The sequence below is a fragment of the Alteromonas sp. KUL49 genome, assembly GCF_006538345.1.
Lineage (GTDB): Bacteria > Pseudomonadota > Gammaproteobacteria > Enterobacterales > Alteromonadaceae > Alteromonas.
Genome location: NZ_BJKL01000004.1, coordinates 235,063 through 257,165, shown reverse-complemented (window position 1 = coordinate 257,165; position 22,103 = coordinate 235,063). Strand labels below are relative to the sequence as shown.

20 protein-coding genes and 1 tRNA gene are annotated in these 22,103 nt (G+C 44.2%); 11 read left to right on the top strand and 10 right to left on the bottom strand.

What is annotated here, in order from left to right; genetic code table 11:
* The first annotated feature begins 13 nt into the window (after positions 1–13).
* From fusA to EYS00_RS08970, 7 genes are all read left to right on the top strand, one after another.
* Positions 14–2,098 (top strand): elongation factor G, encoded by a 2,085-nt coding sequence (fusA, locus tag EYS00_RS09000; RefSeq protein WP_130636220.1) that lies wholly within the window; start codon positions 14–16, stop codon positions 2,096–2,098.
* A gap of 143 nt (positions 2,099–2,241) precedes the next feature.
* Positions 2,242–2,862: a SeqA protein gene (locus tag EYS00_RS08995; RefSeq protein WP_130636219.1), complete on the top strand. Its 621-nt coding sequence runs from the start codon at positions 2,242–2,244 to the stop codon at positions 2,860–2,862.
* A gap of 52 nt (positions 2,863–2,914) precedes the next feature.
* A complete protein-coding gene (pgm, locus tag EYS00_RS08990; RefSeq protein ID WP_130636218.1) occupies positions 2,915–4,567 on the top strand; it encodes a phosphoglucomutase (alpha-D-glucose-1,6-bisphosphate-dependent) in 1,653 nt (550 codons plus the stop codon).
* 213 nt (positions 4,568–4,780) lie between these two features.
* Positions 4,781–7,261, top strand: a complete 2,481-nt coding sequence (locus tag EYS00_RS08985; RefSeq protein WP_130636217.1) for a glycogen/starch/alpha-glucan phosphorylase — start codon at positions 4,781–4,783, stop codon at positions 7,259–7,261.
* Positions 7,262–7,473: 212 nt separating this feature from the next.
* Entirely contained in the window at positions 7,474–8,781 is a 1,308-nt protein-coding gene (locus EYS00_RS08980) for a bifunctional diguanylate cyclase/phosphodiesterase (RefSeq protein ID WP_130636216.1), read from the top strand.
* 73 nt (positions 8,782–8,854) lie between these two features.
* Positions 8,855–9,916 carry a succinylglutamate desuccinylase gene (astE, locus tag EYS00_RS08975; RefSeq protein ID WP_130636215.1) on the top strand — a complete coding sequence of 354 codons (1,062 nt, stop codon included), beginning with the start codon at positions 8,855–8,857 and terminating at the stop codon, positions 9,914–9,916.
* Positions 9,917–10,025: 109 nt separating this feature from the next.
* Positions 10,026–10,346 (top strand): heavy metal-binding domain-containing protein, encoded by a 321-nt coding sequence (locus EYS00_RS08970; protein ID WP_130636214.1) that lies wholly within the window; start codon positions 10,026–10,028, stop codon positions 10,344–10,346.
* A gap of 47 nt (positions 10,347–10,393) precedes the next feature.
* Here the strand turns inward: EYS00_RS08970 and EYS00_RS08965 are convergent, their stop codons facing one another.
* The 7 genes from EYS00_RS08965 to EYS00_RS08935 all read right to left on the bottom strand — a co-directional run bounded on the left by EYS00_RS08965 (position 10,394) and on the right by EYS00_RS08935 (position 15,627).
* Positions 10,394–12,265: an extracellular solute-binding protein gene (locus tag EYS00_RS08965; protein ID WP_130636213.1), complete on the bottom strand. Its 1,872-nt coding sequence runs from the start codon at positions 12,263–12,265 to the stop codon at positions 10,394–10,396.
* 76 nt (positions 12,266–12,341) lie between these two features.
* Positions 12,342–12,494 carry a DUF2897 family protein gene (locus EYS00_RS08960; RefSeq protein WP_130636212.1) on the bottom strand — a complete coding sequence of 51 codons (153 nt, stop codon included), beginning with the start codon at positions 12,492–12,494 and terminating at the stop codon, positions 12,342–12,344.
* On the bottom strand, positions 12,491–13,159 hold the full coding sequence (locus EYS00_RS08955; RefSeq protein ID WP_130636211.1) for a M15 family metallopeptidase: 669 nt from the start codon (positions 13,157–13,159) through the stop codon (positions 12,491–12,493). The genes EYS00_RS08960 and EYS00_RS08955 overlap by 4 nt, the downstream gene beginning before the upstream one ends.
* On the bottom strand, positions 13,156–14,286 hold the full coding sequence (dapE, locus tag EYS00_RS08950; protein ID WP_373995561.1) for a succinyl-diaminopimelate desuccinylase: 1,131 nt from the start codon (positions 14,284–14,286) through the stop codon (positions 13,156–13,158). Before dapE ends, EYS00_RS08955 begins: the two co-directional genes overlap by 4 nt.
* Positions 14,286–14,630, bottom strand: coding sequence for an ArsC family reductase (locus tag EYS00_RS08945; RefSeq protein ID WP_130636209.1), 345 nt, complete (start codon positions 14,628–14,630; stop codon positions 14,286–14,288). The genes dapE and EYS00_RS08945 overlap by 1 nt, the downstream gene beginning before the upstream one ends.
* A 101-nt stretch (positions 14,631–14,731) precedes the next feature.
* The gene (locus EYS00_RS08940) at positions 14,732–15,235 is read right to left on the bottom strand and encodes a PTS glucose transporter subunit IIA (protein WP_130636208.1); all 504 of its coding nucleotides are present in this window, start codon (positions 15,233–15,235) and stop codon (positions 14,732–14,734) included.
* A gap of 5 nt (positions 15,236–15,240) precedes the next feature.
* Positions 15,241–15,627 (bottom strand): ACT domain-containing protein, encoded by a 387-nt coding sequence (locus EYS00_RS08935; RefSeq protein WP_130636207.1) that lies wholly within the window; start codon positions 15,625–15,627, stop codon positions 15,241–15,243.
* A 348-nt stretch (positions 15,628–15,975) separates the two neighbouring features.
* Here EYS00_RS08935 and EYS00_RS08930 point away from each other — a divergent pair, with 348 nt between their 5' ends.
* Entirely contained in the window at positions 15,976–16,353 is a 378-nt protein-coding gene (locus tag EYS00_RS08930; RefSeq protein WP_130636206.1) for a VOC family protein, read from the top strand.
* Between the two features lie 72 nt (positions 16,354–16,425).
* On the opposite strand, the gene hppD is transcribed toward EYS00_RS08930, so the two are convergent.
* Together hppD and hmgA are read right to left on the bottom strand one after the other, a co-directional pair.
* Positions 16,426–17,505, bottom strand: a complete 1,080-nt coding sequence (gene hppD / locus EYS00_RS08925; RefSeq protein ID WP_130636205.1) for a 4-hydroxyphenylpyruvate dioxygenase — start codon at positions 17,503–17,505, stop codon at positions 16,426–16,428.
* Between the two features lie 273 nt (positions 17,506–17,778).
* Complete coding sequence (gene hmgA / locus EYS00_RS08920) at positions 17,779–19,071, bottom strand: homogentisate 1,2-dioxygenase (protein WP_130636204.1); 1,293 nt, start codon at positions 19,069–19,071, stop codon at positions 17,779–17,781.
* 141 nt (positions 19,072–19,212) lie between these two features.
* Between hmgA and EYS00_RS08915 the strand changes: the two genes are divergently transcribed.
* From EYS00_RS08915 to EYS00_RS08905, 3 genes are all read left to right on the top strand, one after another.
* Positions 19,213–19,656: a MarR family winged helix-turn-helix transcriptional regulator gene (locus tag EYS00_RS08915; RefSeq protein ID WP_130636203.1), complete on the top strand. Its 444-nt coding sequence runs from the start codon at positions 19,213–19,215 to the stop codon at positions 19,654–19,656.
* An 84-nt stretch (positions 19,657–19,740) separates the two neighbouring features.
* The gene (locus tag EYS00_RS08910; protein ID WP_130636202.1) at positions 19,741–20,814 is read left to right on the top strand and encodes a patatin-like phospholipase family protein; all 1,074 of its coding nucleotides are present in this window, start codon (positions 19,741–19,743) and stop codon (positions 20,812–20,814) included.
* 121 nt (positions 20,815–20,935) lie between these two features.
* Positions 20,936–21,012: transfer RNA gene (locus EYS00_RS08905), tRNA-Val, on the top strand.
* Between the two features lie 16 nt (positions 21,013–21,028).
* Here the strand turns inward: EYS00_RS08905 and EYS00_RS08900 are convergent.
* Positions 21,029–22,102, bottom strand: coding sequence for an ankyrin repeat domain-containing protein (locus EYS00_RS08900; RefSeq protein ID WP_130636201.1), 1,074 nt, complete (start codon positions 22,100–22,102; stop codon positions 21,029–21,031).
* Between the last annotated feature and the right edge of the window lies 1 nt (position 22,103).

The window sequence follows — 22,103 nt, the reverse complement described above, 5'->3', positions numbered from 1 at the left end:
TGAAAGTGAACTAATGGCAGACTTATCTCATTACAGAAACATTGGTATTTTCGCCCACGTAGACGCGGGTAAAACTACCACTACAGAACGTATTTTGAAGCTAACTGGTAAAATCCATAAGACAGGTGAAGTACACGACGGTGAGTCGACTACTGACTTCATGGAGCAGGAAGCAGAGCGTGGTATCACTATCCAGTCAGCAGCGACAACCTGTTTCTGGAAAGATCACCGTATGAACATCATCGATACTCCTGGACACGTTGACTTCACTGTTGAAGTTTACCGTTCATTGAAAGTACTTGATGGTGGTATCGGTGTATTCTGTGGTTCTGGTGGTGTTGAGCCTCAGTCAGAAACTAACTGGCGTTATGCTAACGAATCAGAAGTTGCACGTTGTATCTTCGTAAACAAACTTGACCGTATGGGCGCAGATTTCTATCGCGTTGTTGGTCAGGTTAAGAAAGTACTTGCGGCTAACCCACTAGTTATGACGCTTCCAATCGGTATCGAAGACGATTTCGTTGGTGTTGTTAACCTACTAGACATGAAAGCATACATCTGGGATGACTCAGGCCTACCTGAGAACTACGAAGTTACAGACATCCCTGAAGACATGGTTGAAAAAGCTAACGAATATCGCGAGCAGCTAATCGAATCAGCTGTTGAGATGGACGACGACCTAATGATGGCTTACATGGACGGTGAAGAGCCTTCATTAGAAGACATCAAGCGTTGTATCCGTATCGGTACTCGTGACATGACTTTCTTCCCAACATACTGTGGTTCTGCGTTTAAGAACAAAGGTATCCAGTTGGTACTAGATGCGGTTGTAGATTTCCTACCTTCTCCAACAGAAGTTGACCCTCAAGAACTAACTGATGAAGAAACTGGTGAGCCTACTGGTGAAGTAGCAACTGTTTCTACTGAAGAGCCGTTCCGTGCATTGGCGTTCAAAATTATGGACGACCGTTTCGGTGCTCTTACCTTTATCCGTGTTTACTCTGGTGTACTTAACAAGGGTGATACTATTCTTAACAGTGCAACTGGTAAGACTGAACGTATCGGCCGTATGGTTGAGATGCACGCGGACGAGCGTACTGAACTTACTTCAGCGCAAGCGGGTGACATTCTAGCGGTTGTAGGTATGAAGAATGTTCAAACTGGTCACACACTTTGTGATCCTAAGAACCCTTGTACGCTGGAGCCAATGATCTTCCCTGAGCCGGTAATCTCAATCGCTGTTAAGCCAAAAGATAAAGGCGCAACTGAGAAGATGGGTATCGCGATCGGTAAGCTAGTTGCAGAAGATCCATCGTTCCAGGTTGAAACTGACGAAGATTCAGGTGAAACCATCCTTAAAGGTATGGGTGAACTTCACTTGGATATCAAAGTAGATATCCTTAAGCGTACTTACGGCGTTGAGCTAGAAGTTGGTCAGCCTCAGGTAGCGTACCGTGAAACTATCACTACACCTGTTGAAGACAGCTACACGCACAAGAAGCAGTCTGGTGGTTCTGGTCAGTTCGGTAAGATCGATTACCGCATCAAGCCAGGTGAAGTTAACTCTGGCTTCACGTTCACATCAACCGTTGTTGGTGGTAACGTACCTAAAGAATTCTTCCCAGCAATCGAAAAAGGTTTTGCTGGTATGATGGAAACTGGTCCTCTAGCAGGCTACCCAGTACTAGACGTTGAAGTTGAACTATACGACGGTGGTTTCCACGCAGTTGACTCATCAGCAATCGCGTTCGAAATTGCAGCGAAAGGTGCATTCCGTCAATCAATGCCAAAAGCTGGTCCTCAGCTTCTTGAGCCAGTGATGAAAGTTGACGTGTTCAGCCCAGAAGACAACGTTGGTGACGTAATCGGTGACCTTAACCGTCGTCGTGGTATGATCAAAGACCAAGAAGCTGGCGCTACTGGCGTTCGCATCAAGGCTGACGTACCGCTTTCAGAAATGTTCGGTTACATCGGTCACTTGCGTACTATTACTTCTGGTCGTGGTCAGTTCTCTATGGAATTCAGCCACTACTCAGCATGTCCTCAGAACGTTGCTGACAAAGTAATTGAAGAAGTTAAAGCGCGTAACGCTAAGTAATTACGCCGCTTAACACGCTTTTTAAAAACCCGCCTTTTGGCGGGTTTTTTGTTTTTCTCCATCCTGAATATTTTAGCCCTTGATTAAGTGCTGCTTTAATTTACTTCCTTGCTATAATGGGCTATCAAATGTAGGAAGTAGTTATGAAAAGCATTGAAATAGATGACGATTTATATGCGTTTATTGCAAGTCAAACAAAGCATATTGGTGAAAACGCCTCACAAATTCTTCGAAGACTTTTGCTGTCAGAAGAGCCGAATGAAGCTCCCGCAGCTGCACCAGCGCCGCAGAAAGAAGCAGTAGAGTCAGAAAAAACAGTACAAGCCGTTGTGGAAACACAAGAAAAGTCAGTAGACAAGCCTGCTGAGGAACTTGAAACACCACCAACAGATACTCCTGTGGAAGCAACTACGGTAGACGTCGATAACGAAATCTTGTCTCAAGTTACACCTGAAGCGGTGTCCGCTTATACCAAGCGTGTCGACCAGTTCTTATTTATTCTTGGTGAGGCGCATCGCTTAAATCAAGGTAGATTTGAGGCGGTTGAAGCTATCAAAGGTAAAAACCGAACTTACTTTGCTAAAAGTAAAGAAGCGCTGCTCCTGAACGGCAGTAGCACTAATCCAAAGCAAATCCCAGACAGCCCTTTTTGGGTGGTTACCAACAACAACACTGCGAAGAAAATTAACATGCTACAGAACGTGTTGCTGACTTTGGGATACGAGCAGAATATAGTAGAAACTCTTGTTTCACGCTTTTCATAGCGTGTTTTTTCAAAACGGGAAAACCCTTTCATAACACAACAAGGACTTTGTCATGGCATTACACCCGCAGGCTGGAAAGCCAGCCGCGCAAGAACAGCTTATCAATGTTGCTCAGCTTGTGAGCCAATACTATAGTTTTAAGCCCAACCCCGAGGCGGCCGGTGAAGCAGTTAGTTTTGGCACTTCTGGCCACCGTGGTTCTTCAGCCTTGTATACCTTTACAGATACCCATATAGCGGCGATTTGTCAGGCGCTGGCTGAATACCGAAAAGAGCAGGGTATCACTGGGCCTCACTACATAGGTAAAGATACTCACGCATTGTCAGAGCCTGCCATGGTAACTGCCATTGAAGTCCTTTGCGCCAACGGTGTTGATGTGGTTATTCAAACTGCTGATAACGCAAGTCGTGGTTATACGCCGACACCGGTTATCTCTCGCACTATTATTCGTCACAATCGCGAGAACACAGAAGTACTAGCTGATGGCGTGGTTATCACACCTTCTCACAACCCTCCTGAAGATGGTGGATTTAAATATAACCCTCCTCACGGTGGCCCTGCTGACAGTGATGTGACTAAGCTCATTCAAGACCGAGCAAATGCGCTAATTGCTGAAGGCAACAAAGACGTCAAGCGTGTTGATATTCGCACTGCGGTTGCTGATAAATTGGTGCGTGAAGAAGATTTCATGGAACCCTATATTGCCGACTTAGCGCAAGTTATCGATATGGAAGCCATTGCAAAAGCAAACCTAAAACTAGGTACTGATCCGCTAGGCGGCGCGGGTATTGGCTATTGGTCTCGTATCAGTGAACTTTACGGTTTAGATATTACCGTAGTTAACGACGCAGTTGACCCTCAGTTTGGTTTTATGCGTCGTGACAAAGACGGCAAGCTTCGCATGGATTGCTCGTCAGCCTATGCCATGGCGGGACTCATTGAGCTAAAAGACAATTTTGATTTGGCGTGGGGTAACGACCCCGATTTCGACAGACACGGTATTGTGTGCAAAAGTGCGGGGTTGATGAATCCAAATCACTACTTGGCTGTAGCAATTAACTATCTATACACCAACCGTCCTGAATGGCCAACAGATCTCAAAATAGGTAAGACCTTAGTTTCAAGTAGCATGATTGATCGTGTTGCTGCTAGCCTTGATAAACCACTGGCCGAAATGCCTGTAGGATTTAAATGGTTCGTTGGGGGGCTGTCAGACAGTGAAATAGGTTTTGCCGGTGAAGAAAGTGCTGGTGGCATCTTCTTACAGCGTGATGGCAATACATGGGCGACCGACAAAGATGGCTTTATTCTTTGTTTACTAGCTGCAGAAATACTTGCCACTACGGGTAAAGACCCAGGTGAACACTATCAAGCCCTTACTGAAAAGTTCGCTGCACCTGTTTATAAGCGCGTAGACGTTGCTGCAACACTAGAGCAAAAGCAGAAGCTATCAGCAATGGATGCTTCTGTCGTAACCAGTGAATCTTTAGCGGGTGAGCCTATTACTAACGTTCAGACTCACGCGCCTGGAAACAATGCGGCTATTGGTGGCGTTAAGGTGTCAACGGAAAACGGCTGGTTTGCTGCGCGTCCGTCTGGTACTGAGCAAATCTATAAAATCTATGCAGAAAGCTTTAAGGGTGAAAGTCACTTACAAGATTTGATTGCCGAAGCAGAAGAACTTGTGGGAAAAATTATAAAATAATGACCAATCACGCCGATTTCAAATCGATAAATTGTGAATAAAATGTAAAATTAAGGGGTGATGCATACGTTTTCACCCCTTTTTTGTGGTTTTTTAACAATTATTTTACAACTTTTTGGTCTCGTCACTGCTATATTGCTGTCATATTGTTGAATTATTCTGTAATTAAATTACATTTTCGCGCTAATTAGCGCCTAAAGAGTGAGACGCAAAATGAACGCAAAAACAAAAGCGAAAGCTACGCCAGATTTACCAAAAATCGACAAAGCAGCTTTTAAAGAAGCCGTTGTTAAACATCTTCACTGTACGCTAGGTACAGACGAAAACAAGGCAAACAACCACGCATGGTGGAAGGCAACTTGTGCAGCAATTCAAGAAGAAGTGCTTGAAGGTTTGCGCAAAACGCAAAAGAGCCATTATCTGAACGACACCCGCGCAGTACACTATTTCTCTGCTGAATTCCTTATGGGTCGTCTGTTGTCAAACAACCTTCAAAACTTTGGTTTGTTTGATGTGGCAAGTGAAGCGCTTAAAGAGCTAGGTATCGAAATTTCAGACATCATGGAAGAAGAGCCAGACATGGCCCTGGGTAATGGTGGCCTTGGCCGTCTTGCGGCGTGTTATATCGATTCATTGGCAACCATGGAACTCCCAGCTATTGGTTACGGCATTCACTATGAACACGGTTTGTTCCGCCAAGAAGTACAGAGTGGTGCACAAATTGAACGTCCAGATAGCTGGCGTGATTACGGTAACCCGTGGGAAATCTGCCGCCCTGAATCAACCCAAGAAGTGTCGCTTTACGGTTATGTAGAAACCAAATACGGTGAAAACGGTCGCATTCAAAAAGAATGGCACCCTGGCTCTATCGTCAAAGGTGTTCCATGGGATATCCCTGTTGTAGGTTACGAAGGTAAAACGGTAAACGTATTGCGTTTGTGGCAGTCGAAGTCTTCTGGTTACTTTAACTGGGACGTTTTCAATGCGGGTGGTTACGTTGATGCACAAGTAGAAAATGTGCAAGCAGAAACCATTTCTAAAGTACTGTATCCAAACGATGAGACCGAAGCGGGTAAAGAACTGCGCCTAATTCAGCAGTACTTCTTCTGCTCATGTTCATTGAAAGATATTATCCGTCGATACAAGCGTGCTCATGGCGATGACTGGAGCCGTTTTGTCGATCAAGTGGTTATTCAGTTAAACGACACACACCCAGCGATAGCTATTCCTGAACTTATGCGTATTCTTGTTGACCGCGCTGAACTGGATTGGGATTACGCATGGGAAATCTGTACGCAAGTATTCGCTTACACAAACCACACTCTATTGCCTGAAGCACTAGAAAAGTGGCCAGCGCGTATGATTGAAAAAATCTTACCTCGTCACTTGGAAATCATCTATGAAATCAATCATCGTTTCATGGATGAGGTTGAGAAGAAATGGCCGGGCAATAACGCTATCAAAGCCAAACTTTCGATCATCGAAGAAGGTAACGAGAAAATGGTTCGCATGGGCCACCTATCAGTTATCGGCTCTTTTGCGGTTAACGGCGTTGCAGAAATCCACTCTAAGCTGGTTAAAGCTAACTTGTTCCCTGAGTTCGACGAACTATGGCCTGGTAAATTAACCAACGTGACTAACGGTATTACACCGCGTCGTTGGTTGAAGGCATGTAACCCTAAATTGTCTAAGCTAATCGACAAAAAGATTGGTAACGAATGGCCAAGAGAGCTGCACAAGCTAGAAGGGCTTGCTAAGTTTGCCAACACTAAGACGTTCCAAAAGCAATTTATGCAAGTGAAGCAAGAAAACAAAAAGTTACTTGCTGCTGAAATTAAAGAGACTCTTGGCTTAGACGTCGATGTAAATGCAATCTTTGACGTTCAAATTAAGCGCCTTCACGAATATAAGCGTCAGCATTTGAATTTGCTGCACATAATGGCCTTGTACCGTCGTTTGCTTGAGAACCCTGATTACGACATGCATCCTCGGGTATTCATTTTCGGTGCGAAGGCTGCACCGGGATACAAGCTTGCGAAAGATATTATTTACGCCATCAACAAAGTAGCAGACAAGATCAACAACGACCCTCGTGTGAACGACAAGATCAAAGTTGTATTTATGCCTAACTACCGCGTATCTATGGCTGAGAAAATGATTCCAGCGTCTGACGTCTCTGAGCAAATCAGTACGGCAGGTAAAGAAGCTTCTGGTACAGGTAACATGAAGCTAGCGCTTAATGGCGCTATTACCATTGGTACATTAGATGGAGCCAACATCGAAATCGCTGAAGAAGTAGGTGATGAGAATATCTTTATCTTTGGTATGACGGTTGATGAAGTGCAAGCACTTAAAGCTGAAGGCTACAACCCTCATGACTATTACTACCGCGATGGTGAAATCAAAGCTATTTTGGACTGGTTAGAGTCTGATTACTTTACACCAGGCAAACCAGGTGCATTGGTATCAATTAAGCAAAGCCTATTGGATCACGGCGACCCGTACATGGTATTGGCTGATTTCCGCAGCTATTCAGATGCGCAAATCAAAGTAGACCAAGCTTACCGTGACAAAGAAGGCTGGGCGAAAATGGCTATTATCAATACGGCTAAAATGGGTAAATTTACCTCAGACCGCTCAATTAGCGACTACGTAGATAGAATTTGGAAACTGTCTGCTTGTAAGATCGACTAATAGTCAATAACTTAGATGAAAGCCTCGCAACTGCGGGGCTTTTTTGTAAGACCAATAGCGTTAAATTACAGTTGTTGTTTAATTGAGCAAAGGATAACGAGGTATAAAAAAATATACGTTTTGCTGTTGATATGCGCGAAGGAATTTGGTCTTATTGGCTAACTCTTATTATTGTTAGTACCCAAGCTCTGTAGTAGCGGAAGGAAATAATCATGAGCCGACTGCATCAATCGCTGGCGACTATTCCGAACAGATACGCTTTTATAGACAGTGTTTCTCGCTGTGCATCTCAGCACGCTTCTCTTTCAATAATGTTAATTGATGTGGTTCGTTTTTCCGATGTCACTACAAGCTTAGGTATCAAAGTTGGCGACCACTTACTGCTAGATATTGCCAATCGAATTCATTTCCTTTTTGATGATATTGCCACCATCGGACGTACCAGTGGCGATGTATTCGGCGTTGTGTTTCCGAACCTTCACAGTGAAAAGAAGATGCGGGCTATGTTCGAGCGCTTGATCGAACATTTTAAAACGCCTTTACACTGCGACAATCATGCCTTCATTGCGGATTTTAATGTGGGTGTAGTGATGGGCGATGGAAAGCAAAACGATATCACCGCTATGTTTTCTCGTGCAGAGGCTGCGTTAAAACAGGCAAAGCAAAACAAGTATGAGAACTACTTTCAGCTAAGTATGCGTGATGATACCAATACTGGACGTAGTTTAGCGTTAAAAGCCGACTTAAAAAGAGCGTTGTCGCAGGACGAGTTGGAACTGTACTACCAACCTAAGGTTGATCTACGAACGCTTAAAGTCGTTGGTGCCGAGTGTTTGCTGCGATGGAACCATCCTCTTGATGGGGTGTTATTTCCAGGGCCATTAATTGAGGCCGCAGAATCTTACAATATGATGAATGAACTGGCTTATTGGACCCTTGAACAGGCGTTTAAAAGCTTAGTTGAGCTGGATTCACAACGTCTTCCCATAAAGATCTCTGTTAATATTTCACCCACCCAGTTGTACGACAACCAACTTATCCCAACGTTAATCACACTAGAGAAAACGTACAATATTCCACTCTCAAGAATTGAGCTTGAGCTCACCGAAGACGTGGCACTGTCCAATTCACTGATGGTCAAAAATCAACTTTCTCAGTTGTGTCACTTAGGTGTTGAGATATCGGTAGACGACTTTGGTAAAGGCTATTCGAATCTTGCGTATATTCGAGACCTTACCCTTGATGCATTGAAAATTGATAAGACCTTTGTCATGGAGTTGGGCTTACACCCGGTAAACCGTGCCATTATCGAAGCGGCTAAAGTGATTGGTGTAGCCAAAGGATGTAAAGTCATTGCTGAGGGGGTAGAAACCCTAGAACAGCTTCACATACTCCGTGAACTTGGTATTTCTCAAGGGCAGGGATATTTGTTTTCAAAAGCCGTACCGCTCTCTGACTTTGTGGAATTAGCACACAAAGAAGTCATTGTTGGCGACTCTCCTTTACGCGCAGCAATTTAGCATTCCCCTATAGCGTTGGCATTTAATGGGTAAACCGTTAGACTAGCGACCCTGTTTTTCTCGGGAAGCGTCAATGTCTACTGCGTCACAAGTACAATCTGTTATCTCTCTGCTCCAACAAAAAGGGCATTTTCTGTCACTCTCTCGTGAGCAGCCCGAATACTTTTCTGAAGAAATTGCGTTTACGCTGAATAACGGCACTTCAGTCAATATTACTGATGCCGGTATTGTGTCATTCGAACCTCCTGTTGCCTCTAATAAGCATATTGTTCTTTCCTGTGGTGTGCACGGTAACGAAACTGCACCTATTGAGATCTGTAACGATATGGTGCAACGCATACTGACAGGCGACTTAGTTTTAGCACATCGCGTATTGTTCTTATTTGGAAATTTGCCTGCGATGGATATTGCCGAGCGATTTGTCGAAGAGAACATGAACCGTTTGTTTAATGGTGCGCACTCTGAAGGGGAAGGTTGTAATAACGCTGAGAGAATCAGAGCAAGAGCGCTTGAAAATTCGATTGAGCACTTTTATGGTTCAGCAGACATCCGTGACACCAAGCTACACTACGACCTCCACACGGCAATCAGAGAGTCGAAAAACGAGAAGTTTGCGGTCTATCCATTCTTACATGAACGCAACTACAACTTGGAACAGTTGGGTTTCTTGGCGGCTTGTGGCGTAAAAACAATTCTGTTGTCAGAAAATCCTACCACTACTTTTAGTTACTTCTCATCGGTTAACTTTAACGCTCACGCGTTTACCGTTGAACTTGGTAAGGTTCGTCCATTTGGACAAAACGACATGTCGCGATTCGAGGCAGCAAAATCTGCTTTGGTATCACTGGTGAGTTTGTCCGATTTCTCTCCTACCGTTTCTCTAGATGACTTGGATATTTTTCGGGTAAACCAAGTGATAAATCGCCATGAGGAAGACTTTGTCCTTCATTTTGATGACGATACACCCAACTTTACTGGCTTTGCGAAAGGTGAGCTATTAGCCAGTGAGACAGGACGTGAGTACCGAGCTGAGTTTGAAGGGGAGGCCATCGTCTTTCCAAATGCCAAGGTGGCGTTAGGTCAACGTGCGTTGCTAACGGTTATTCCTACCATCATTGAAAACTTTGATAATTAAGTAAAAGTGTAACAGCACGTTAGTCGCCCGTTGAAACTCAACTGACTAACGTGCAATGATAACCACACTCTCATCACATCATTTTGATGTTAACTTCTAGGGAATGGTTATGATTATTTCAACTACACCGTCTTTGCAAGACAAGAAAATCACTGAATACTGCGGCATTGTTGTGGGGGAAGCCGTGATGGGTGCAAACGTATTTAAAGACCTTTTTGCATCAATTCGAGATATTGTTGGTGGACGTTCTGGGTCTTACGAAGCTGAACTTACACAAGCTCGCAAGCTTGCCTTCACAGAGCTAGAGCACGAGGCAAGAGCTATGGGGGCGAATGCGGTAGTTGGCATTGACCTTGATTATCAAGTTATCGGTGATAAAGGTAGTATGCTAATGGTGAGTATTAGCGGCACAGCAGTTCGCGTAGAGTAACGCTAATAAGCTTAAAGTGCCCATCAATTTCCCGGGCACTTGTATGCTTATTGCTCCGCACGATATTGTTCAAGAATGGCATCCCAAGTCCCTTCGACTTTTATCCGTTTCAATTCAGCGTCGAGTAAGGGGACTAAATCCCTATGGCGTTGATGAATATAATGATAAAGCTCAATCTCAATAACAGGCACAATTTTATAGTTCTGCAGATTATGTGACTGAGAGAGAATATCGAACTCAGGGCTAAACACCCCATCTACCTTTCCATCGAATAAATCTCGCCACATTGCAAAGCTTGAGGAGTAGTGTAGCAATTCGGTTTGGTTCTCATTTTCCCACCAGTCACCTACCGTGGAATTGATGCTCGTTGCAATTTTTTGTTTACTTCTCGCCGTGTGGTTACTGCATATGTCATCGGTTTTACATACCAGATAGAACGTACCTTTACCTATACTCTCTGAAAGTCTGATCAGGTCGGGATATTGTTCATCGTACCCGGATTGGCGTAGGAACTCTCCGTCGAGCCCTTGGGCATATGCGTGAGTAAGTGCCTGTTCGTTCTCTACGTAATTTACATCTAACTCATAGCCTATGTTTTCATACAGCTGCCTGAATAGTTTCACCACAAGATGAGTTCCAGTAACGCCAGACAGCGCGCCTAACGTAATAGTGTTTTGCTGGGGTGGGGGTAATTCTTCTTGATGAGGCTTTGGGTCCGATAAGAAAGACGCTAAAGCTGAGCTATCATCTTGTTGAATAGAGGCTATCAATGCAGATTCAAAGGCAGATGCGTAATAACGGCTCACGTCTCTGTCGAAGTAAGAAACATGAGTTGTCGCTGAAGTTAGCGCGTTTAATGCTGTTAACTCTCTTTGAGAGAGTGGAAGCGCTTTTGTGTTTATGTTCGACACGGGTAACCAGTCTAAGCTTACCGCAAGCTGAGCACTTTTTTCTGGATCAGACAGCATTTCCAATAGCTTTATAAGGGCAGGAGACTTCTGTGTAATCCGCGGTACAACCCATAATTCAAGGGCAGAAATTTGAATGTTTGGAGACAAGGGAAGCGGGAAGTAGCCAATTCTATCACTCAAACTCGCGGGAATTCTGCCCTCAGCAAACTGGCCCAAAAGCACCATTGCAGCCTGACCTCTCAATACATTTGGGATCCCTTCCGTCCACTTCCAGGCATGACCTGGGGCGTAAAAGAAATCTTGGCCAAGCACCTGATTAGCGCGGTTTAGCAATGGCTCTATATCTTTTGGGTCATTGCTTGGTGTGTCAGAAACCCAGTTAGAATGTAACGGCTGACTACCCGCGGCAAGTGTCAACAAGTCTATCCATGCACCCACAGGCCAACTGTCGTCAACAGGTTGGATAAAAGGAGAAATATCGTTTGCCTTTAACTCAAGCATGACGTTTATGAATTCAGACCATGCTTTTGGAGGGGATAGAGCCAGTTGGGTGAAAATTGCTTTGTTGTAGTAAAAGCCCCAGGAATACTGTGCCATTGGCAGCGCATAGACAAAGTTATCTTGTGTGACCCTCTCTAACACGTTTGCTTGGTATGCATTTTCGATATGTGTTTTTGATATTAAAGTGTCGATAGGAACGAGTAGTTGTTTTTCGATGAGGGACACAAGGCGTTCTCCGCCTTGCCAGTAGAGCACATCATAGCTGCCATTTTCCATCCAGTGATTAATATCCCGTTTGTATCTCGCATCACTGTAATAATCTACGGTAACGGATATATCTGGATGTTGAGCATCGAAGTCTGTGAAGAATTTGTCGAATACCTCAATGTAAGCAGGGTCTACAGTCATAATCGCAATGTTTAACGAGTTGCTGTGGGCAGAGAGGGAAACAACAGGGCTACTGAGAATCAGTAACCAAAGAATAAATGTGAGGCTAAGCTTTTTCATTAATTATCACAAACTTGAGATAGGTTTTAAGCATAGCGCATAAACGTACTATTCGATAATTAGATATAAGTTTAGATTACCAACTACTGTCTTCGTCATCCTCATTTTCAATTTTCTTCACTTTATCTGCGGGCATTTTCAAATTTGCGCTGTGCTTGAGTAGCAAAATATTGCCAATGATTACGCCAAGAACGATGGCAATAATGATAAGGATCCAAGTTAGGCTCATAATGTTCCTCGGTTTAAAACGAAGCGCGGAAATATCTCAGTAAAGCATGCTTCTATGGTTGATAAACCTGAAATGTTGGCGGACTGCAAATGTTGCAGTAGTGCTTTTGCGTTTCGCTCTTTCTCGTAGGTTTCTGCCGTAGTTTTGAAACTAATGTGCCAGGGCTCAGCAGCGACTCCCCCTGTGTATGCATCGAATGGCCGATAAAACCCAAAGCTTTCCATGTTGTCTGATAACCAGAATGAAAGCTCGGCACAAGGGCCGTTGCCTTCATACTCAGCGGTAACTAACTCAAACGGTTCACCCCACGCTTTTACTCTTTGGTAGTCAAACACGTCCATATCAGTACCCCAGTGATGACGACTTGCTCCGGGGAGCGCTGACCAAGTGAGAATCGCGAAGAGTTTTTGTTTATCAGTGAGTGTTTCAAAAACAAGTGGCTGGCCTAACGGATCATAGAGCGTGGCACCACCATTCCATTTGTTGTTCCAAATAGCTAATTGGCGATCAAAGCTTCGGTAACTACTGACTAACTGAAGATCTATGCCGTCGTTAATTGCACTCAGCTGCATTGCTTTGTAAGCAAGCAATGCCTCTGAATGCAGTTGATGGCGTTCTTCTACCTCATGTAAGTGGTTTCCGTGAAGCCCCATCCAATCAATCATGCGAGCAAGCGTACCAAAATGCCGTAGTACATCTTCGCTAACGCTTCCAAGTCAGCCATTTTCACACACTCGTTGATCTTATGAATAGTGGCATTTACTGGACCTAGCTCAATAACCTGTGCACCAGTGGGGGCAATAAAACGTCCATCAGAAGTACCACCTGCAGTGGATAAAGTGGTTGGTATACCGTTAACTTCTTCTATGGCTGCTGTAGTTGCTTCTAAAAGTGCACCAGTATCTGTGAGGAAAGGTTGGCCGTTAAAGGTCCATTTAATGTCGTATTCTAGGTCGTGCTTATCTAGGACTTTTGTTACTCGGTCGATAAGAATGTCATTGGTAACTTCTGTTGAAAAACGGAAATTAAAACAAACGTGTAGTTCACCTGGAATAACGTTCCCTGCTCCTGTACCTGCATGAATGTTAGATATTTGAAAGCTAGTGGGAGGGAAGTAATCATTGCCGTTGTCCCAGTGACTCTCGGCCAGTTCAGCAAGGGCAGTAGAAGCCTTGTGTACTGGATTACTAGCGAGATGGGGATATGCTACGTGTCCTTGTACGCCCTTAACGACAAGATCGCCGGTGAGTGAACCTCTACGTCCATTCTTGACGATGTCTCCCACATTGTCGGTAGAGCTTGGCTCACCCACAATACACCAATCAATTTTCTCGTTACGAGCTTCTAGCGTATCTACAACACGAGTTGTACCGTTGATAAAAGGCCCTTCTTCATCACTGGTAATTAGGTAAGCAATACTGCCTTTGTGATCTGGGTAATCGCGCACGAACTCTCGTGTTGCCACCAACATAGCTGCAAGACTACCTTTCATATCCGCTGCACCGCGACCATGAAGATAACCATCGACTTCTGTGGCAGTAAATGGAGGTGTTTCCCAAGAAGACTCAGGGCCGCTTGGTACTACGTCAGTATGACCAGCAAAACAAAAAACAGGACCTTCGGTTCCTTTGCGAGACCATAAGTTCGTTGTATCTTCAAACACCATAGTTTCATTGTTAAAGCCAAGGGAGCCTAAAAAAGCCTTCATTTCGTCTTGGCAACCAGCATCTTCAGGAGTTACCGAGCGACGGTTGATGAGCTCTTTGGCAATTTCAATAACGTCTAAATCAATCAAAATATGCTCTCGTATTGTGCGGGTTTAAATGCAATGTGAAATTGACCTTCATGAGACAGAATAGGGCGTTTTATCATTGCCGGATGCTCTTTTAGAAGTGCAAGAGCCTTATCTTTAGTCAAGTCTGCTTTGTCCTCGTCACTCAATTGACGAAACGTGGTTCCACGTTTATTAAGCATGGCTTCCCAACCTAACGCCGCCTCGGCATCGTTTAGAAATTGGTCTGTAATTCCGTCTTTTCTATAATCGTGAAACTCGAAGGCTACTTGGTTTTCAGTAAGCCATTTTTTGGCTTTTTTGATGGTATCGCAGTTTGCGATGCCATAAAGAACAGTACTCATTTGAATGCTCATACATCGTAAATAGGCTCACAGTCTAGCCTTAGGACTTTTTCGATGCAAAACATAAAAGTATGGTGATAGACAGGGAAATTATATAGCACTTAAACGTACACGGTAAATATAGGATCGATATTCGCATTTACATGTTTCTGTGCCGATGGAACAACACCCAGTATGCGTTTGGCGTTGGCTACGGTCACAATACACAGTGGCTGTACGCCGTTCTGCTTGAGCCAGCCACCGTTTACGGTAAACAGTGGTTGCCCGGCAACTATCTGATCTTTGGGGTTCACCAAACACATAAAACGCTCACCATGAAGGTGTGCAGTGTTGTCGCCGTATTTTACTCTGCATATAAGCCCAAAAGACGCCTTAATTGTAACTGAATAATCAAGTGGGGAAACATCTACAACTGTGCCGTTGAAAGGGCTCGTTAGTTGGGGCGACATGGTGTTTATTGCGCAGCCGGGCCCCCAAACTTCGTGACGGGTTAGTACACAAGAAGATGTGTCGAGTGACGTAACTTTGCCCGACGCAGGGCTTGCTACAGGAACGGCTTTGCGAAAATTTTCTGGGTGCTCAGTAAGCGTTTTACTGCTGTTCATAGGGACTAGTAAGATTTGATGGTGTAACCCGCCGATTCAAGCGCCTTTACCGCGTCTTTTAGCTTGTTGCTTTTTACCAGGAAAAAGTCGGTTTCAAAGGTTGAAACCACAAATATAGCAACTTTTGCTGCGGCAAGCACTGCGCCAATCTGCGCCATAATTCCAACCATGGATAAATGCAGCGGACCAATAAGCTCCATCGCACGCCAATGCTCATCCTTGTCGAGTGAATCGACCGCCACAGAAGCAGGGACAACAATAGAGAGTTCCTCTTGGGTTTTACCCAGAAAAAAGAGTGGGCTCGTGAGTACTGAACTAGGGATCCCACTGTCAGCATCAAGGCTGTGGATCGTGAACTCTTCGCTTAAAACTGCCAGGGTCTGCTTGGCCATGTATACCTTTTGAAAATGTTTGATAAGCAACGTGCCCATTAAACACTAACTGTGACTAACTACCAAGTGTTATCCACTTAATCTGTGGATAAGTTTGTTGAGTAGTTTGGATGTAATTGCTAACTGCATGATTTTTAAAGGTTATATAAATTGTACAAACAATGTTCAGTGGATAAGATTATAAAAATACCAAGCATTTTCCACAGCCCCTGTCTATATCTTAAATAGAAATAGTTTTTAATTTTTTCTTATTTGTTCGCTTGACATGCACTAATGTTTTACTGTTGCTTGATTAAAATTGTAGCGATCTTACTGGTCGAAATACGCGAATAACTGCAGGGAATTACTATGTCTGAAAATACGTGGATCGATATCACCACAGATAATGCGACAGAACTCGCAAATTTTTATCAACGGGTCATGGGTTGGACGTGCGACGCTGTTAACATGGGCGACTACTCTGATTTCGTGATGCTTAACAGTGAGGGTGAACCCGTAGGGGGAATTTGCCATCGAAAAGGACCAAATAAAGACTTGCCATCTGGCTGGATACCTTACTTTGTAGTGTCAGACCTAGATTACGCATTGATCGAAGTTAGTCAGTGTGGCGGCATGCAGCACAGCGAAATTCGATATCACGGTAAAGCTGCCTTTGTCATTATTAAAGACGTTAGTGGCTCGTTTTGCGCACTGTATGACAAAGCTTATGTGGACGAAGAGGATTAATTGAAAATAAAAAAGCCGACTTAGTTGGGATTAAGCCGGCTTGAAATCACACTGTAAACAGTAACCTTTTAATTATTGCGCAGTTTCTAGCACGCCGCGATTCAGTTGGTCGCGCTCAATCGATTCAAATAGTGCTTTAAAGTTACCTTCGCCGAATCCATCGTCTTGTTTACGTTGAATGAACTCAAAGAACACGGGACCAAACACCGTCTCTGAAAATATCTGAAGTAGTAGTTTGGGCTGTCCACCTTCTGTGGTTCCATCTAGCAATATGCCTCGTGCTTGTAGTTCGTCGACAGGCTCTCCATGACCGGGTAGACGCTCTTGCAACATTTTGTAGTAAGTTTCTGGCGGTGCAGTCATAAACTTCATGCCTTTTGCTTTGAGCTTGTCAAGGCAAGAGAGCAGGTCGTCACAAGCGAACGCGATATGCTGGATACCTTCACCGTTGTACTTCATCAAGAACTCTTCAATTTGACCGCCACCACCGACAGCTTCTTCGTTGAGTGGGATACGGATCTTTCCGTCCGGTGCAGTCATTGCTTTTGATAGTAAGCCGGTGTACTCGCCTTTAATGTCGAAGTATCTGATCTCCTTAAAGTTAAACAAACTTTCGTAGAATTTTGCCCAATAATCCATACGACCGCGGTAAACGTTATGAGTGAGATGGTCAAGGGTATGGAATCCGCAGCCTTTAGGGTGGCGATCTACGCCCTCTAACCAATTGAAGTCGATGTCATAAATAGTACTACCGGTTTCGTAGCGGTCAATGAGATACAACATAGCACCGCCAATTCCCTTGATTGCAGGTAAGCGAAGCTCCATCGGTCCAGTATGGGTATCCATCGGCTGAGCCCCACGTTCAAGTACTTCTGAGTACGCTTTCTGAGCGTCTTTTACTCGGAATGCCATGCCGCATGCAGATGGCCCGTGTTCTTCGGCGTAATAAGATGCGTGGCAGTTTTTCTCGTAGTTGCTTAATAAATTAATATCGCCTTGACGCCAAAGCTCAACGTCTTTTGATTTGTGGCGAGCTACTAGCGTAAAGCCCATCGCTTCGAAAATAGGCTCTAACATGCCTTTTTCTGGGGCAGTGAATTCTAAGAACTCGAAGCCATCTAATCCAATTGGGTTGTCAAAAAGGTCTGCCATGTTTGTCTCACTTGTTGAAACTGCATCGGTTCTAAAGTGACCGATGTTCGATTTGTAGATGCCTGATTTTATGCATGAGGTGACAACAGGGGCAATGAAGTGGCGAAACCAGACATTGGGCTAGTGGCAAGTGTATCTGTAACGAAAAGTTGATAGCGGTATTTTGTAAAGAATTACCTTACTGACGAAGTAAGGTAATTCTATATAAAACAGTGAATTAACTCTTATATGTACAGCCTTTTTGTGTAAATATAATGTTACGCATGTTCTTGTTTACAGCTTCCCATTAAAGTGTTTTTGCAAACCTTTCCAGCAATCTATGTAGTTGTTTTGTCGTTGAGGGGCGTTTAGTGCAAATTCAGTGGGTGCGATGGGATATCGGCTTTCCAACATAAATGCTAACGTGTTCTCGTACTTCTGAGGTGCTAAATCAGCTCTAGAAGCCTTATCAAACACTTCCGCCTCTGGACCATGGGGTGTCATACAATTGTGTAAACTCATTCCGCCAGGCGCAAAACCTTTCTCTTTCGCATCGTAGGTTCCCTCAATTAGCCCCATAAACTCGCTCATGATATTTCTGTGGTAATAGGGGGGTCTGAAAGTGTTCTCTGCCACCATCCATCGTGGTGGGAAGATAACAAAGTCAACATTGGCCGTTCCTTCCGTATCAGACGGGGAAGTGAGTACTGTAAAAATGGATGGGTCTGGGTGATCAAAACTTACGGTATTGATAACGTTAAAGTTGGCGAGGTCATACTTGTAGGGAGCGGAGTTGCCTACCCACGCAACAACATCAAAAGGTGAATGACTGAGTGGTGCACTGTATAAATGCCCGCAAAACTTGTTAATTAATGTATGAGGGGTGTCGTCATCTTCAAATGATGCCGTTGGGTACAAGAAATCTCGCTGATTGCTATAGCCATTGGCTCCTACCGGGCCACGTTCCGGTAACTCAAAAGGGTGGCCATAGTTTTCACAAACATAACCACGGATCGCTTTGCTTTTGGGTGAAATAGAAAACTTCACACCACGGGGAATCACCATGATCTCGCCAGGAGAAAGGTTCACGTTGCCAAATTCAGTTTTAGCGACAAGTTCACCGAGTTGAGGAACAAACAAAAGCTCACCGTCAGATGAGTAAAATACCCGTTTCTCCATTGATTTGTTGGCAGCGTAATAGTGAATAGCCATTCCAGTTTGATGAGAGACGTCGCCACACGTTGAAATGGTCACCAAACTATCTACAAAATCAGTTGGGTTTTCGGGTAGTGGCATGGGGTCCCATCGCATCACATTTGGGGGGCAGGGAATATTCGAAGGCGCCGTTTCAATGCCATTGTTTTCATACGGCGTAAAATCTCCCATGGCGATGGATGGCCGAATTCGATATAGCCAACTCCTGCGATTCTTGGCTCTAGACATAGTAAATGCTGTGCTACTCAACTGCTCGCAGTAGAGGTTGTAATTGACACGTTGTGGATTGAATTGCCCTTTGGGTAGTGCGTTGGGAAGGGCTTCGGTTTCATGTTCGTTGTTAAAACCACAAAGGTATTCAGGGTGAGTCATGTTTTTTCCTGTAAACTAGTTACAAATGAAACTAATTGTCTTAGAGTAGTGACCTGTAAAACGTAAATCAAATGTAAATAGAAAATGCTGAAAGGCAGTTTTGGTTTCACTGTTTTGATAACTTTACGATAGGAGCGCAGAGTGCAGACATTTAAGTTAGAAGATATGTTGGCTTATCGCGCTGTTTTTTTAGCGGAAGGTTTAAGCCAATCCTTATCTCAGGTGTACAAAGAGCATCTTTCGCTATCTACGCCAGAGTGGCGGATCATGGCAACGATACAACAAAAAGGTGAGTGTCGAGCAAGAGACGTGGCAGAATTAACCTTATTGGATAAGGTGAAAGTTTCCCGCGCTATCCAACGTTTAGTCGATAGGGGCTTTTTGTTAAAGCGTCAGCATTCAACGGATAAACGAGCCTTCTTTTTATCCTTAACGCCGCTAGGAAGAGAGAGCTACAACGACTTAGTTCCAAAGATTCAAACGTGGCAAACACAGATTAAGCAAGGTATTTCTCAAGAAGAGTTCGATGTTTTTTCTAGAGTACTGGGTCAACTAACCAATAATGTGAATGGCGTTCAGCGTTAAGTATGAATGCAAGCGTGACTTATAGCCATTGTGTTGAAAAACAAAACACTAAATAATAAAGAAAAAAGAAAGTAAGGATAAAGGTTGGAAGCGCTAGAGATATTTGCTGGAAGCAAAGCTATTGAGACAATTCGAAATCAGGGTTTTCACCCTTCACTTTTTCGCTATTTTTTGGGAGCGTCGGGAGGCCCAAAATGGTTTACCTTAGCAGGGTTAGACCGCGTTATATTCCCCGAGTGGTTTCAACAATCTCAACATAGAGTTGATGTGATAGGCTCATCGGCTGGTGCGTTTCGAGCAATATGTGCGGTACAAAGAGATCCTTTAGCCGCGATTAATCGACTTGCCGATTCATATTCAAGTACAGAATACAGCCGTCATCCAACACCTCGAGAAATCACACAAAAAGCAGAAGCTTTAGTGAAGTATATGGTCGACACCGATGGCAAGATTGAAGTACTCGACAATCAAAGATTTAAAGCACATATTATTGCCGCTCGTTGTGAGGGAAAAGATAAGCAGAGAGGTAAGCTGGCGCAAATGAGTGGCTTAGCCATGAGTGCGACGGCTAATGCTATTGGAAGGAAGCATTTAGGAAAGTTTTATACCCGTTGTATTTTCTCTTCTCCTAATGCAACACTGACATTCCAAGACCCCTACAATATTCCTACCGAACACTACAAGTTAGGAATAAATAACATTCATAGTAGTTTACTCGCATCGGGTGCCATACCCATTGTGCTTGAGGGAATGGAGGATATTCCTGGCGCGCCAGAGGGTATGTATCGTGACGGTGGAATTATTGATTACCACTTTGACCTAAAGTTTGGTCAGGGTGATGAACTGGTGCTTTATCCTCACTTTTACAACAAGGCTATTCCAGGTTGGTTTGATAAGGGATTAAAGAAGCGTTATCCCCACCAATCTAGTTTCGATAATGTTGTCATGTTAGTTCCGTCACCAGACTTTGTGGCCTCACTGCCGTTTGAAAAAATACCCGATAGGAAAGACTTCGAAAAAATGGAAGCTGCCACGAGAATTCGTTACTGGCGTCGCGTGTTAGAGGAAACCGACAGGTTAGGTGAGTGTTTTATGAATTGGGTAAGAAATGGTCAAATCGTAGACAAAATTCAACCGCTCCCTTTCAATATGAAGTGAGTTATGTGGAAACTGCACGTGAATTAATCAATTGACACTTGATTTCACAACTTTTTCTTGCACGATATATGGCGCGTAGTTATTATACGCGCCTCAAATGCAACGCCCGTTGCAACATGATGCGTCTATAGCTCAGTTGGTTAGAGCGCTACCTTGACATGGTAGAGGTCCCCTGTTCGAGTCAGGGTAGACGCACCAATCCTCATTTCAATTTCTATGCTTTACCTTTTAGTGCTTGTTCTAAAACACATAAAATCTCATTGAAATTATTCTTCTCAGCAATCTCTATGGGTGTTTGTTGGGGGGGAATATAATCTTCCATTTTAAAGTTGGCTTCGTAGCGCCAAGTGAGCGTGGAAGGTTCACTTATGGTGGTGGGGTTAGCACCGGCATCTAGCAGTGCTTCGACTAACGCTAGTTGATTGGCGGTGACTGCGGCGTGGAGTAGCTGATTGCCGTCTCTGTCGGTTTGGGTTAGTACATCATTGACCGCATCGGTTGGTAATAGGTTAGTAAGTTCTGATGCAAACCAGACTAGAAACGGGTAGTTTTTGGTGTATACCCCTAGTTGAGCTGCGGTCGTTCCGTCGTCAGCGGTTGCAAGAAGATCTGCGCCGCTTTCTACTGCTTCTTGAACCGTATCCAAATGATGGCTTTTGATGGCGAAGAACAAAGGGCTATAACCTTCGAGTGTTTTGTGGTTTATATTTGCGCCTTGATTAACTAGTAATCTCACATTCTCTGGTTTACCTGAATTTGCGGCCCACATAAGCGCCGTTTGACCATACTGATTTTGTGAAGAGACCTGCGCGCCAAGACTGACCATTCGCAAGAGTAACTCTGGCGTTGTGCTTCCAGCACACAGTTGAAAGGCAGTTGTGCCATCTTCTATGGCATCCATAGGATTGGCGCTATGATCAAGTAAGGTGGATATAATGCTGGGGTTACCATACCGGCACGCCTGAATAATCGGAGTAAATGGGTTTCCCGTGTTGGCATTGGTATCTGCCCCCTTGCTCAATAATAACTCCACTAATTCGGGTGTTTGAGTTTCCACCGCCCATGCAAGTAACGTGGATTTATCGGGAAGCGGGTGGTTTACATCTATTATTGACGTAATGGTAGCTAAGGCGTCTATGTCGAGGTCGAGTATAGCTTGCTTGGCCTTAACGAGTGCTACCTCTTGTTGTGGTGAAAACTCAGTCATTATTGATGAGTTCTTTTCACCAGAACATCCCGCTAGGGCGAATAGCGAGAGTGCACAGAGAGCAATTCTATTAATTTTCACA

Coding starts and splice junctions, on each gene's coding strand:
- fusA (WP_130636220.1), top strand. CDS start 14: ATGGCAGACTTATCTCATTACAGAAACATTGGTATTTTCGCCCACGTA.
- EYS00_RS08995 (WP_130636219.1), top strand. CDS start 2,242: ATGAAAAGCATTGAAATAGATGACGATTTATATGCGTTTATTGCAAGT.
- pgm (WP_130636218.1), top strand. CDS start 2,915: ATGGCATTACACCCGCAGGCTGGAAAGCCAGCCGCGCAAGAACAGCTT.
- EYS00_RS08985 (WP_130636217.1), top strand. CDS start 4,781: ATGAACGCAAAAACAAAAGCGAAAGCTACGCCAGATTTACCAAAAATC.
- EYS00_RS08980 (WP_130636216.1), top strand. CDS start 7,474: ATGAGCCGACTGCATCAATCGCTGGCGACTATTCCGAACAGATACGCT.
- astE (WP_130636215.1), top strand. CDS start 8,855: ATGTCTACTGCGTCACAAGTACAATCTGTTATCTCTCTGCTCCAACAA.
- EYS00_RS08970 (WP_130636214.1), top strand. CDS start 10,026: ATGATTATTTCAACTACACCGTCTTTGCAAGACAAGAAAATCACTGAA.
- EYS00_RS08965 (WP_130636213.1), bottom strand. CDS start 12,265: ATGAAAAAGCTTAGCCTCACATTTATTCTTTGGTTACTGATTCTCAGT.
- EYS00_RS08960 (WP_130636212.1), bottom strand. CDS start 12,494: ATGAGCCTAACTTGGATCCTTATCATTATTGCCATCGTTCTTGGCGTA.
- EYS00_RS08955 (WP_130636211.1), bottom strand. CDS start 13,159: ATGATTGATTGGATGGGGCTTCACGGAAACCACTTACATGAGGTAGAA.
- EYS00_RS08945 (WP_130636209.1), bottom strand. CDS start 14,630: ATGAGTACTGTTCTTTATGGCATCGCAAACTGCGATACCATCAAAAAA.
- EYS00_RS08940 (WP_130636208.1), bottom strand. CDS start 15,235: ATGAACAGCAGTAAAACGCTTACTGAGCACCCAGAAAATTTTCGCAAA.
- EYS00_RS08935 (WP_130636207.1), bottom strand. CDS start 15,627: ATGGCCAAGCAGACCCTGGCAGTTTTAAGCGAAGAGTTCACGATCCAC.
- EYS00_RS08930 (WP_130636206.1), top strand. CDS start 15,976: ATGTCTGAAAATACGTGGATCGATATCACCACAGATAATGCGACAGAA.
- hppD (WP_130636205.1), bottom strand. CDS start 17,505: ATGGCAGACCTTTTTGACAACCCAATTGGATTAGATGGCTTCGAGTTC.
- hmgA (WP_130636204.1), bottom strand. CDS start 19,071: ATGACTCACCCTGAATACCTTTGTGGTTTTAACAACGAACATGAAACC.